At 67.8% G+C, this 12,756-nt stretch carries 12 protein-coding genes; 9 read left to right on the plus strand and 3 right to left on the minus strand.

The features are described 5' to 3' along the window. Positions 1 to 5 precede the first annotated feature (5 nt). Positions 6 to 935, minus strand: a complete 930-nt coding sequence (locus GA0070608_RS06765) for a ParB/RepB/Spo0J family partition protein (protein WP_141719416.1) — start codon at positions 933 to 935, stop codon at positions 6 to 8. 1,047 nt (positions 936 to 1,982) lie between these two features. Between GA0070608_RS06765 and GA0070608_RS06770 the strand changes: the two genes are divergently transcribed. From GA0070608_RS06770 to GA0070608_RS06780, 3 genes are all read left to right on the plus strand, one after another. Further along, positions 1,983 to 3,560, plus strand: coding sequence for a phosphopantetheine-binding protein (locus tag GA0070608_RS06770; protein WP_176733651.1), 1,578 nt, complete (start codon positions 1,983 to 1,985; stop codon positions 3,558 to 3,560). Between the two features lie 172 nt (positions 3,561 to 3,732). Next, positions 3,733 to 4,290, plus strand: coding sequence for a histidine phosphatase family protein (locus GA0070608_RS06775; protein ID WP_091623530.1), 558 nt, complete (start codon positions 3,733 to 3,735; stop codon positions 4,288 to 4,290). A 144-nt stretch (positions 4,291 to 4,434) separates the two neighbouring features. Continuing rightward, a complete protein-coding gene (locus tag GA0070608_RS06780; protein WP_176733652.1) occupies positions 4,435 to 6,045 on the plus strand; it encodes a condensation domain-containing protein in 1,611 nt (536 codons plus the stop codon). A 19-nt stretch (positions 6,046 to 6,064) separates the two neighbouring features. On the opposite strand, the gene GA0070608_RS06785 is transcribed toward GA0070608_RS06780, so the two are convergent. Further along, entirely contained in the window at positions 6,065 to 6,862 is a 798-nt protein-coding gene (locus tag GA0070608_RS06785; RefSeq protein WP_091623539.1) for a hypothetical protein, read from the minus strand. 171 nt (positions 6,863 to 7,033) lie between these two features. Between GA0070608_RS06785 and GA0070608_RS06790 the strand changes: the two genes are divergently transcribed. Next, positions 7,034 to 7,531 carry an NUDIX domain-containing protein gene (locus GA0070608_RS06790; protein ID WP_091634475.1) on the plus strand — a complete coding sequence of 166 codons (498 nt, stop codon included), beginning with the start codon at positions 7,034 to 7,036 and terminating at the stop codon, positions 7,529 to 7,531. Positions 7,532 to 7,561: 30 nt separating this feature from the next. Here the strand turns inward: GA0070608_RS06790 and GA0070608_RS06795 are convergent, their stop codons facing one another. Continuing rightward, on the minus strand, positions 7,562 to 8,386 hold the full coding sequence (locus GA0070608_RS06795; RefSeq protein ID WP_141719417.1) for a hypothetical protein: 825 nt from the start codon (positions 8,384 to 8,386) through the stop codon (positions 7,562 to 7,564). Positions 8,387 to 8,601: 215 nt separating this feature from the next. On the opposite strand from GA0070608_RS06795, the gene GA0070608_RS06800 reads away from it, so the two are divergent. From GA0070608_RS06800 to GA0070608_RS06820, 5 genes are all read left to right on the plus strand, one after another. Beyond that, entirely contained in the window at positions 8,602 to 9,549 is a 948-nt protein-coding gene (locus GA0070608_RS06800; protein WP_091623546.1) for an ABC transporter ATP-binding protein, read from the plus strand. Then, positions 9,546 to 10,322, plus strand: coding sequence for an ABC transporter permease (locus GA0070608_RS06805; protein ID WP_176733653.1), 777 nt, complete (start codon positions 9,546 to 9,548; stop codon positions 10,320 to 10,322). Before GA0070608_RS06800 ends, GA0070608_RS06805 begins: the two co-directional genes overlap by 4 nt. A 29-nt stretch (positions 10,323 to 10,351) precedes the next feature. Then, on the plus strand, positions 10,352 to 11,149 hold the full coding sequence (locus GA0070608_RS06810; protein WP_176733654.1) for an ABC transporter permease: 798 nt from the start codon (positions 10,352 to 10,354) through the stop codon (positions 11,147 to 11,149). Positions 11,150 to 11,675: 526 nt separating this feature from the next. Next, positions 11,676 to 12,491 carry a GNAT family N-acetyltransferase gene (locus GA0070608_RS06815; protein WP_218107498.1) on the plus strand — a complete coding sequence of 272 codons (816 nt, stop codon included), beginning with the start codon at positions 11,676 to 11,678 and terminating at the stop codon, positions 12,489 to 12,491. Positions 12,492 to 12,512: 21 nt separating this feature from the next. Continuing rightward, positions 12,513 to 12,752: an acyl carrier protein gene (locus tag GA0070608_RS06820; protein ID WP_091623560.1), complete on the plus strand. Its 240-nt coding sequence runs from the start codon at positions 12,513 to 12,515 to the stop codon at positions 12,750 to 12,752. The last annotated feature ends 4 nt before the right edge of the window (positions 12,753 to 12,756 follow it).

Here is a 12,756-nt window from a genome sequence, read left to right on the forward strand (position 1 = left end):
GGCGGTTAGCCGGCCTCTCTGGTCTGCTGCTTGAGACTGAGCGCGAGGCGACCCCACTCGTCCGCGCACTGTTGCGCCAGGTTGGCGAAGATATAGGCCGTGTGCGGTGGCAGCTGCGACACCAGTTGGTGCCACTCCCCCGGTCGCACGGCGCGGGTCGACAGCCAGCGCAGCATCGCCCGCCCTGACTCGGTGAACCGCAGAGACGGGTCGCGGGTGAGGCTGTCCAGGGTGGCGTTGATGTCCGCGACCTGGCTCTGCCCGGTCACCTGGCGCAGCTTTGGCGCGGGCTGGTCGATCCGGCGGTCCGTGGCCGATCCTGACAGCGCGGACGGCTCCTCCGCCCCCATCTCGCGCTGCATGCGGCACCGCACGTCGCGCACCGTCGACGGGGAAACTCCCACCTGCTTTGCGACCTCCCGCAGGGAGGCGCCCGGCGAGCGCTCGATGACTTCCCGGATCTGTTGCCGCTTCTCGATCGGGTCGGTGGGGCGGGCCCGGCCGTCTCGGCCGATCCGGGCCTCGTCGCGGGCCCCTTCCGGCACCGCGCGTTGCCGGACGCCCTTGACAGTGCCGGGACTCAGGCCGCTCGTGGCGGCCACCGACCGATCCGACCAGGATGGATTCTGCTGAATCAGTACGGTGGCGGCGGCGACGCGCTCAGCGTGGGTCAACGGCAGGCCATGGGTGATGTTGGCCCGCACGGCGAGCGCGAAGGCTTCCTGGTCGGTGCCGTCGAAGAAGCATGCCGCGATGGACGTGACGCCGCGCGACCGTGCCGCGGCCACCCGGTGTGCCCCGTCGATGATCCGCATGGTGGCGCGGTGAACGATGATGGGTGGCAATTGGGCGTCAGTCTCGGCGAGGGCTTGGATGTGTTCTGGGTCCTCGCCCTTCAGACGGGGTGACCGTGCGGGCAGCAACGATTCGATCACTACCAGTTCAGCATTTCCCGGGCTCGGACACACGCTGCCCTCGTCTGATTGATACGGCCCCCCGTGACGCACGTGGCGCAAGGTGTTCCTCCGTACTTTCCAAATGCAACCAGCAATTAACACAAGCACTGCGCCAGACGTACCGGAGAACGGACGGACACTCCTTCCGGGTTGCCGACAACCAATTGAGGCGTCCACAAGAGCCTCCCGGGGGACAGAGCGTACCGGACCATCGCGGCCACGGGGAGAGCACAGGTTCCCGGGGGCAGCCCGGTGCACAGGGCCCCAGAGCCCCGGCAAAGTCGTCAGGTGATGCAGAGTAAGGCCAACGGCCAGTTACTGTCACGGGCGTGGTGACGGTTGGTGACGCCGGCGGTGCATAGCGCGCCGATGGCAGCGTTGCGTAGGGCGGCCATTACTTTTCGATTCCACTCCGGCACACATCTGAGACCAGTTTTCGTCGCAGGTCACGTCACATAAACAGTCAATTTCATTATCATTAGTAATGACGTAGACGCTCTCGGTGGCGAAACGCTTCGGTTCGTCGAGGCGATGCCTTCGGCGACGGGTCTGCATCGCCTGGACAGCGCGCGGGAGGCCGACCCCGGTCGAGATGGTCAGGACCTTCGGGGTGCGGATCTCGTGGCGGCCGTGTCCACGGTCGGCCTCACGGGCGACGTCCAGGACGGCTCGCGGCCACCTGTTCAACTGCTCAGTCGGTCACTTGAACACCCGGCCGGGTGGCAGAACTCCACCGGCAGAGACCCTTTCACGCCCACCACGTCCGCCTGCCGGACGTCCACGTCGCCTGGCCGCGACTACGCCGCATCCAGAGTGGACGGACGCGTCGCGGGGGGCGACGCCCGCAGCTCGCCGTCAGGCCCGCCCGCTGGCCCGACCAGGCACCGCCAGCTACATTCGGCACCGCGACGCGGACCGCGAGGCAGCATGGCCGTTCGGGGGTCGACGATCGGCTCCGATCTCGGCCGCCTTCGCAGGCCTCGCCCACATTCATCCAGCCGCTCACTGTCTCCGAGGAGTGCGTTCATGACCTCCGTCCACGAGGCAACCGGCCTCGAAGACCGCGTGGCCCGGCTCGTCGAAGACACCACGGGAATGGGCCAGGTGCCATTCGACGAGTCACTGTTCGCTCTCGGCCTGAGCTCGATCGGAGCGGCCGTGTTGAACGTCGGACTCTCCGAGGCGTTCGGCGTGGAACTCCCGGACGACTTCGTGTACGTGAACCCCACGGTCCGCACGATGGCGCGAGCCCTGGCCGCGGTACCGGACGTGGCACCGGCTCCCGCCACTCCGGCGGCCCCCGCGCCCGCCCTCGCGTCCACCGACCTCGCCGCGACCCTCGCTCGCAACGGCGAGGTCTTCGGCGAGACAGCCGAACTGTTCCCGGCGTACTTTCTTCAGCGCTGGTACCTGCACGACGGCTATTCCAGCAACATCACGGTCGAGCTCTCCTTCGCGAAGCAGCCCGGCGTGGCCGACCGGTGCAGCCAAGCGATCGGCAAGCTGATCGAGGGTTCGGAGCTGCTGCGCTCCCGGCTCGTGCAGACCGAGGACGGGCTGTCCTTCCAGGTGGCGCCAGCAGGGGTGCAGTGGGAGATCGCCCGGGTCGGCGCCACCGACGCCGAACTTCAGGACCGGTCGTTCGTGGAGTCCCTCCGGAGCAAACTCTCCACCACGCTGGGCAAGGTGCGGACCGACCAGCCACTGCATCAGCCGCTGCTCGTGGAGTCCGACCACCATCTGCTGTGCGTCTGGACCTTCTCCCACGCGATCTTCGACCAGGCCAGCGCGCACGTGGTCAAGCGGTTCGTTGCCGAGGAGGTCGCCGGCATGGAGCCGGTCTATCCGGCACACTCGTCATACGCCGAGTACGCGCGATGGATGACGGCGTACAACACCATCGACCGGATCGAGGCCCACCCCCTCACCCTGCGGCTGGCTTCGGCCAAAACGCCGGAGTTCACCTTCCCGGACGAGCCACGGCCCCTGTTGCTCTCCTGCCCGGTGGAAGACTCGTCCGACCCGGAAGCCGTCACCCGGACGCTCATCCACCGGGTCGGCACGCTGCTCGCCGAGGTCGCGCAGGTCGATCGCATCGCGGTGTCCACCATCCTCAACATCCGTGAGGTCGGAAGCATGGACAACCGTGGCCTGGTCGGCGACTACCACTCGAACGTGACCTTTCCGGTCGACCGCGGTCAGAGCTCGTCGTCGCTACTGGCCGAGCAACGCGCCGTGCTGGCCGACTACCGGGACGGACTACAGCCGCTGGTCGCGGTGTTCGGCACCTATCCCGAGATGTCCGAGCGGCAACGCCGGCTCGACGACCTGTACAACATCCGTCCGGTCACCAAACTGAACTACCTCGGTGAACTCCAGAGCCAACGCCTGTCGGACGTGTTGGCGGGCCTCCAGGGCGTCTGGGCCTCGCTCGCCGCCTTCCGCGGCTCCCGGATCTACGCCACGGCGTTCAGCATGGCCGGTACCGCCTACGTCGCATTCCCGCGCTTTCCGGTCACCAGCCATCAGGTGGTCGAGGGTGCGGGTCTGAGCGTCGTGACGCTCGACGAGCCGGACCAGCTTCCTCACACCGAACTGAGGTAGCCGTCGCCGGCATCTGGGCCGACATCCTGAGTTGCCCGAAGATCGGCATGACCGGCAACTTCCTGCCACCATCCACGACATCCGTCGAATTGACGCCGAACGCGGTGCCGACTTAGTGCTGCGGCAATTTCCGTTCATTGTGCACGGTTGCCGCCGGACCTAGACTCGGCCCATGTTTGATGACTTGGACGAAGTCGTTCTCGTACGACATGCCATGCCTGTTCTCCAGCCCGAAATCCCGGCCGTGGACTGGGAACTGGACGAGCAGGGTCGTGCCGCTGCACGCGCATTTTCCGGCACCCTTCCGGATTCCGCATACCTCGTCTCCAGCACGGAACCGAAGGCGATGCAGACCCTCCAAGAGATGGCGTCCGGGCGCACCGTTGTGCCCGAGGACGGCTTCCGGGAGGTCCACCAGCCGATTCGCTGGTGCGACAACTACCACGATCTCGCGCGCGCCTACCTGGACGGGGTGGTGCCCGACGGTTGGGAGACCCACGAGGACCTCGTTGCGCGGTTCAACACGGCGGTCGCCCGTCACGCGGCCGCAGCCAGGGCCCAAGGGCAGACGCTGATCATCGGCACCCACGGGCTGGCAGCGACCGTCTGGCTCGCCCAGCATCTGCCTCTCGAGCCCACCCCGACCGACTTCTGGGCGGCCATCGGCCTACCGGACGTCATCGACGTGGATTTCGCCGGCAAGCAGGCTCGACGGCGACAGATTTCCTGAACTCGCCTGAACGAACAGCCCGGTGCTCCGTCCGGGCGAAGCGGTCCCGAAATGGCCCTCCCGACACCGGGGTCGGATGCCCGCACATGCGCATCGGGACTCATCTCGACGACCCGCCTGCCAGAAAGCGATGATCGGTGTTCAATGATTGAGTACGCGGCAACCGGAGAAGTCGACTGGGCGCAGCGGTGGCTGATCGAGAACGACCTGCAGGACCTGACTCCCGACGAGTACGAGCACTGGCTGACGCACAGCCTGTCGCAGGGCGGCGCCCCCGCCGAGGTCGCCGTCGCGTGCGCGATCTCGGGAGCCATCGACCCGGCCGCACTCCGCCGGGCACTGGCCACCCTGATCGAGCGTCATCCCGCGCTTTGCCTCGCGTACCCGGAAAGGTCGGGAGCTCCCTGTCGGATACTGGGCGGTCAGGACGACGCCGACGGGATGCTGACCGTCACGGAGGCCGCGGCGGAGTCTGTCGCGGCCTCCGTCAGTGCCCTCGCCGTCCGGAGTTTCGACTTGAGCACCGGACCGTTGTTCCGCGCCGGGCTCGTCCAGGTGGACGACGGGGACTCCGTCATCGTGCTCACCGCACACCAGGCGGTCTGCGACGACGCCTCCATGCTCGCGCTGCTGAAGGAACTCGGCGACCTGTACGCCGCCGTCGAGAACCGGACCGCCCCGGCGGCGGCCCCGGTCAGCCGCAACGGCACCCCCATCTACCCTGCCAGCTCGGCGCTGCTGAGGCACTGGGTCGACAGCCTGGCCGGATTCGATCCTGAGAACATGGCGCTCACCCTGCCCGACGGCGTGGACGCCGGCCCGTTCGACGGCGCCCAGTGCGAGCGCCGGCTGCCGGCCGCCATCACGTCTGCCCTGACCTCCGTCGCGGCGCGGCTCGAAACCGACGAGCGGACCCTGCTGCTGGCCGCGTACTTCGTCCTGTTGCACCTGCACGGAGCGCAGGACGACATGGTGGTGGGACATCCGCTCAGGTCGGGCGACGAGCCGGTGGTGGCCCCGCGTACGCCGACCGCCGCGATCCGGCTCCGCTGCCAGCCCAGTGACATCTTCGCCGAACTGGTGGCCCGTACCCGGGCAGCAGTGCTGACCGGGCAGCAGCACTCTCCCGTACCGCTCGGGCAAATCGTGACCGCGCGGGTCCCGACTGGTGCCGATTGGCGTACGCCGCTGTTCCGGCACCTCTTCGACTACCAGGTCGTCCACGCCCTGCCACTGGTCGCCGGCCGGCCGGCCCGGCTGATTCCGGTCGGTGCGCGTCGGTGCCGGCTCGACCTGGAGCTGCTGGTGCAGCGCGAGGCCACGGAGACGGTCGCCGTCCTCACGTACAGCCGGCGAGCCCACCGCGACCGCGACGTCGTCGCGCTGCTCGAACGTTACGAGGCCATCGTGCGGGCGGTCACTGCCGATCCCACGGTCGGCTTGTCCGCGCTGCGCGCGGTCGTGGGCGACCGCACGGTTACCACGGCGGCCCACGACACGGTGCCCGGCGTCGAGAGGGCACCGGCCGGCCCGTTGGACCGGCACACCGAACTCTTGACCGAGGTCTGGCGGCATGTGCTACGGGACAGCTCTCTCGGGCCGGAGACCAACTTCTTCCGCAACGGCGGCAACTCGTTCAAGGCGCTGCTGCTCATCAAGGAGATCGAGGACCGGCTCGGGGTGAGCGTGCCGCTGGACCTGGTGTTCGAGTCGGCGACGCCGCGCAGCATGGCCGCGGCCATCGAGACGCTGTGACGCACCCGGGTCCGTCCGGTCATCCGACGCGGTCGTCCACGAGCGCGGCCACGTCCCGGTCGAGAAACAGTTCCCCAAGTTCCACGGCCGGCTGTAGACAGTCGACGCCGTCGCGCCCGCACGGCGGCACCGCCCGGGAGTGGATGCACATCGCGACGTCGCCGGGCGAATCCTCCACCCGACCGCACAGCGCCAGGTACCTGAGGTACGTGGCGACCCGGGTGGCGAGTTGCTCAGCGACCTTCGCCGGCATCTTCAGCTCCTGCAGCGTCTCCCGGGCTAGCCGGGCATATTCGACGTGCAGCGCGGCGGCGATGTCGTCCAGCTCAGCCGGATCGAGGTCGAGCGACGGGTCACGGACGGGAAGGAGTGCCTCGGTCGGGGCACCCGCCTCCACGGCCCACTGGGCCAACGTCCGGACAGCCGTGACGAACTCGGCGCGCAGCGTTTCCGCGGTAACCCGGGCCGGGTCCAGCAGGACGAGTGGGAGGTCGCCTTCGACGCTGAGGCGCCGGTGCAGCATCCCGGCGACGTTCGAACCCGCGCAGTAGCCGAGCACTCCCCGGATCATCAGGTTCGACGAGCGCAGGTCCGCCAGCAACTCGTCGACGTACCGGTCGACGGTCATTCCGGCCTGGGCCGGGGGCCGCGATTCCAGAATCCAGCCAGAGAAGCTCAGGCGCTGAGCGAGATCCCCCATTCCGGCGCCCGGCCGTCCGATGCCGAAGTCGAGAGCCACCAGAGCTGCGTCAGTCTCTCCCTGGCGCACCACACGCCACTGCGTGAACGACATGTCGTTGCCCCCGACCCTCGTCATTTCGTCTCCGTCAGCGGAGATCCGTGCCGAACTCTGGCCAGGAACGTACAGCGGCATCCGGCCGCACGCCACACACGGCGGTTTCTACTTCACCTTGTCTGGAACGCCCCCTGACCCCGTCCACGTGGGAGATCGCGGAGCCTCGTGGTAGGCGGGGCATAGGGTCGCGTGGTGACTGACGCCGTCGTACCGTCGGGTGCTGAATATGTCGCGGGCGTGACGCGGGTGCGGGCCGCGGCTGGGGCGCTGCTGTTAGACGAAGCTGGCCGGGTACTCGTCGTGCACCCCACCTACAAAGACGTGTGGGAAGTTCCGGGCGGAATGCTGGAGCCCGACGAGTCGCCAGCGCAGGCGTGCGAGCGGGAGATCCACGAGGAACTCGGCCTGGCCCTGCCCGTTGGTGACCTGTTGTGCGTGGACTGGGTGGCGCCGAGCCCGCCTTGGGATGGCGGGCTGATGTTCCTGTTCGACGGTGGCGTGCTCCGTGGCGAGCAGGTCGCCGCGGTGCGGTTGCGCCGGGAGGAGCTGGACAGGTTCGAGTTCGTCGAACCAGCGGCCCTGGGAGAGGTGTTGATCCCCCGTCTGGCTCGACGAATCACCGAAGCGCTGTCCGCACGGCGCGACGCTCGGGCGGTCTACCTCGAGGACGGCTTCCAGCTCGCCCGGTGATCGCCCCTCGACGCAGGTCGTCGCGGCCGGTCAGGCCCTGCCGGACAGCAGCCGCGTCACCAGGTCGGCCGCCTCCTGGCTGCCGAGCAGCTCGACCCGTGGCATGTCGAGTTGTCGCACGTCGGCGTGTGCCAGTCGCAGCGAGTCGGCGTGTTCCAGCAGTGCTGCCGGCACCGGATCGTGCGATCGCAACACGAGCGCCGGTGAGGAGCCCGGCGACAGCGGCGCGGCCGCCGCGATTGCCAGGTACCGGAGATACCGCGCCAGCCGGCTGACCAACTGTTCGGCGAACTCTGCGCCGATGCCGAGTTCCTCGCAGCCGCGCGGCGCGAGGTCAGCGTAGGAGTCACTGAGCCACCGGGCGAGTTCGTCGATGCTGGTGGTGGCGTCGGCCTGGACCCGGGCGTGCTCGATGGCCTGGCCGACGACACTGTCGCCGAGGCCCGGCGCCAACTGGGTGACGGCTTTCGCGTACTCCTGCCAGAGCGACTGCGGCAGCACCGGCAGCGGGTCGAAGAAGACCATCACCGGCGCCGTCGGGCTGGCGATCCGATCGGCGAAGGCGGCGGAGAGCCGGCATCCGGCGCAGTACCCGAGCACGGCCACCACCTCGGGCCCGAACTGGGCGGCCGTCGAGAGCCACTGCTCCAGCCGGGCGGTCGGGCCGACCGTGCCGTCCTCGCCGTCGGTCCAGGCGGAGCGGAGCGGCGCCTGGACCGTGTAACGGTCGGGAAGGAGCGGGACCAGATCCCCGAACCCGGCGGTCTCGCGGCCGGTATCGGCGCTGAAGTCGACTACGAGCACGATCTCGCTGCCGGTGCCGACCCTCAGCGTGTCCCACATTGGAATGCTCACCCGTTCCGCCCTCCCACCCCACCACAGCGGTTTCAGTATCGCAAGAATTGCGCTGAGTAACTCCCGGAGCGGAAGTCGGGACGACACTATCAGCGACTTCCCAACCGCCCACGACGACGTCTATATTGACCAGGCCAACCGGGCCGGCCGCCAGGGATGGCGGACGTCCGCATGGCGCGCGTCGGGCCGACCAGCACCGCGACAAAGGAATCCGAATGCCAGCGGTTGTCGAAATTCGCGAATTGGTCCGCACGTACCGGACACGGCGCAAGGCTGAGGAGACCGTAGCCCTCGGTGGCGTCACCCTGTCTGTCGATGACAGCGAGATCCTCGGCCTGCTGGGGCCGAACGGAGCAGGGAAGACCACGCTGGTCAAGATCCTTTCCACCGTTCTCCTGCCCACTTCCGGTACCGCGATGGTGCTCGGAAAAGACCTGGTCACTGCTCCGCGAGCAGTCCGGGAGAACGTCGGTGTCGTTTTCGGCGGCGAGCGCGGACTGTATCCCCGCATCAGTGCGCGACAGAATCTTGCCTTCTGGGCCGCGCTGTACCGGCTGGACCGCCGTACCGCCCAGAACCGCTGCACCGAGCTACTCGAACGGATGGGGCTCGCCGACCGGGCGGATGAACCCGTGGAAACATTTTCCCGGGGAATGAAACAGCGACTGCACCTGGCTCGCGGGCTGATCCACGGGCCCCGGATCTTGTTTCTTGACGAACCGACGACCGGAATGGACCCAGTCGCCGCCCGCGATTTCCGCGTACTCGTGCGGGAATTGCGGCAGGAAGGGCGCACGGTCTTTCTCACCACGCACGACATGGCCGAGGCCGAGGCCCTCTGTGACCGGGTCACCCTCATCGACCACGGCCGGCTCGTACTCGATGAACCAACCAGGCACATCGGCCGGTACCTGGACGCCCGCGAATGCGTCGACTTCTCCTGCGACGACCCGGCGCTGCTGGCCCAGGTGCCGGAGTTGGCGTTCGTGGAGAGCGTCGAGCCACGTGAGGGCGGCTACCGGGCGCTGCTGAGGGAACCCGCGGATGTGGCACAGCTGCTGGTATGGCTGATCGAGCGGGGTGTGCTGTCGGCGCGTCGGAGCGAGTCCACGCTCGAGGATGTGTACCTGCGGCTCATCGGCACGAGAGCGATGTCGGTGTGAACGCGTTACGCGTCATCGCCGCGGCCTTCCGGCTGCAGCTCGCCATCACCCGGCGCAGCCCGGGCCACCTGATGATCCTGCTGACCTCACCGCTGTTCAGCGTCATCTTCCTGTCGCTCGTCATGAACGGCCAGCGGCCGGGAGCGCTGGTGAACGGCGTGCTCGCGCCGGGCCTGATCGGGCTCTGGTTGATGTCCCTGGACCTGGCGGCTTCGATCATCGAAGAGGAGCGGTGGGGCGGGCGGATGGAACTACTGGTCGCCTCGCTCACTCCGGTGAGCCTCGTGGTGTTCGGACGGATCGGAGTCGTCATCCTGGCCGGCGCGCTGACCTTCTTCGAATCGTGGTTGGTGGCGGTCGTCGGATTCGGAGCCGACGTACCACTCGAACGACCTGGCGTGTTCGTGGTGTCCATCCTGGCCACCTGCTTCGCGATGGCCGGTACCGCCACCCTGCTCGCCGCCGTCTTCATCAAGTCACGGGCGCTGCACGTGTTCCAGAACGCGCTCACCTACCCGTTCTACATCCTCGGCGGGGTCCTGGTGCCGGTCGCGCTCCTGCCGGGCTGGCTGGAACCGGTCAGCCGGGTCGTCTTCCTGTCGTGGAGCGCTGACCTGCTGCGCGGCTCGATGAGCGGGGATCTGCCGGACGCCTGGCCGGCCTGGATCGCCGTGACCGCCGGTCTCGGCGCGGCAGCGCTGGTCACCGGCTTCCTGCTGATCAACCGGATCATCGATCAGAGCCGCGAGACCGCACACGTGGGTCATTCATGAGCGCCCCCTCTTCCCTCGGATCTTCTTCGTTGACTGCCGGATGGCTACGCCTCGGGTACCAGTCGGTGCTGTTCTCGATCGCGGAGATGCGAACGGTCCACACGTGGCGCACCTGGCTGTTCGGCTGGGTGGCCCGGCTGCTGACGCAGGTGACCTTCTTCGCGTTGATCGGGAAGTTCCTCGCCGACGACGCCACCATGCAGTTCGTGCTGGTGGGCAACATCGTCGCGCTCTGCTGCCTGGAATCGATGATCGTCGTGCTGACGATAGCCGGTGAGCGCCGACTGGGCACCCTGCCGCTGCTCGCGATGGCCCCGACCAGCCACGTACCCGTGTATCTCGGTCGCGGTCTGCACTGGCTGGCCAGCGGCATCGCCAGCTCTGTCATCGGTTGGCTCGTCCTGCCGCCGTTGCTGGGCGTGCCGCTGCCGTGGCCGGAGGCGTTGCCAGCGATGGCGATCATCCTTCTCGTCGCGCTCAGCTGCTACTGCTACGGCTGCTTCCTGGCCGGTCTCGCCGTGCGCTACCGCAGCCTGCAGGTGATCGTGCTGAACCTCGGCTACCTGCCCATCATGGCGTTCTGCGGCGTGAACGTTCCACTCTCCTTCTGGCCCACCTGGCTGCAACCGGTTCTTCACCTGTTCCCGTTGACCAACGGCCTGCAGGCCATCCGTACCGTTCTCGCCGGTGGCACCTGGTCCGAGGTATGGCCGAAGCTCGCGCTGGAGGCGCTCGTCGGGATCGGCTGGTTCGCCCTGGCCACCGTTTCGATCAACCGCGTGGTCACAAAGGGTCGCGCCGACGGCACTCTGGAGTTTGGAAACTGAGCGGACGGCCGCACTGATCAATTCCTGATGCTACGGATCCGGCTTGGCCACCATTGCCGGAAATTGCGGGCCGGTGGTTTGATCGACCAAGGCCGGACAGGTGGGGAACCGGCACAGGCCCGCTGGCAGCGCCCCGTCGTCGCCAGCAAGGGCCGCGCCGACCGCCGCCGCTGACCGACCGCACCGGATCGGTCACACCGGGAATTGGGCGTCGATAATACGCGTCCGGTGCGGGCGACATCATTGACAGTGCCAAGGCCGGACCCTAGCATTTCTCACAATGTCGCAGCCTGATGATAACCCCGTAACGGTCAGCACGGATCTGATTGCGGTTCTGCGTGACGCGGGGCCGGCGCTGGTCAGTGAAATCGACCGACTCGAAATGATACGGGTGGACCAAGCCCTGGCGAATATCGGCCAGGCCGCGAAGTATGTCGTCCTCGGGTCCGGGCAGCCGGGTCCGCTGGGCCTTCTTACGGTTTATCCGGTCGGGTGGCCGTACAGCGTGGCGCCGCATCCTCGGCTGGTGCTCGACGGGTCGGAGGCGACCCGGGGATGGCGGACGGGCTGCTACCTCGGTTCGCTCGGCCGGGCACCGGCGATGGTTGCGTTGAGCCCCGCCGCCGAGGCCGGCCCGGTCCGGGCGGCCCTGTTGGAAGCCGGCTGGAAGCTGGTGCTGCAACAGTCCGAGGGGCTGGATTTCGCGTGCTTCCCGCTGTTGGATGACGAACTGCTGGCGGCGGTGATGCCGCTGGTCGCGGCGGATGACCCGGTGCTGGTGGAGAGCAACGAGGCCTTCGTCCCGGTGTCGTACGACTCCTTCGCCGGATACCTGGCGGCGCAGTCGTCGAGTCGCCGGGAGATGATCCGCAAGGAGCAGCGGCGGTTCCAGGCGGCGGGCTTGCGGGTCGTCGAGGTCGACCTGTCGGCGCGGCACCGGGAACTGGCGCCGCTGCTGCGGAACGTGGAACTCAAGTACGGGGTGGCCGGCACCGTCGAGGACTATGAGAACTACCTGCTCAGCATCGCGCGGACGCTGGGCGATCAGGCGATCTGCCTGGCGGTGTTCGGCGACGACGATCCACACCAGAGCGAGCCGGTCGCGTTCACGGTGATCTGGCGGCAGGACAAGGTGTGGCGGGTCCGCTGCTGGGGCTGTGACTACGAGCGGACGGCGGGCACGTACTCGTATTTCAATCTGGTCGTCTACGAACCGGTGCGGCTCGCGATCGAGGCCGGCGCGCAGCGGCTGATACTCGGGCGCGGCAGCCTTGAGGCGAAACTCGCCCGAGGTGCCGAGCTGCTGCGGCTCACCAGCGTTGCCGTGTCACTGGCACGATGAGCAAGAGATAAAGGAAAACTTATGTCTGGCGATGTCATCGCACAACTGGTCACCATCTGGCGGACGGCGCTCAAGAACGACGCACTCGGTGCGGAGAGCGATTTCGTGGATTTCGGTGGTACGTCACTGACGGCGGTGCGTATCCGGGCTCTCATCCGGACGGATCTGGCGAAGGACGTCGATCTGCTCGACATCCTCGACTTCCCTACCCCGACGGCGCTGGCTCCCGCCGTCGCGGCAGCACCCGGCTGGAGCGAATAGCCGG

Origin of the sequence: Micromonospora peucetia (genome assembly GCF_900091625.1) — a bacterium.
GTDB classification, from domain to species: domain Bacteria; phylum Actinomycetota; class Actinomycetes; order Mycobacteriales; family Micromonosporaceae; genus Micromonospora; species Micromonospora peucetia.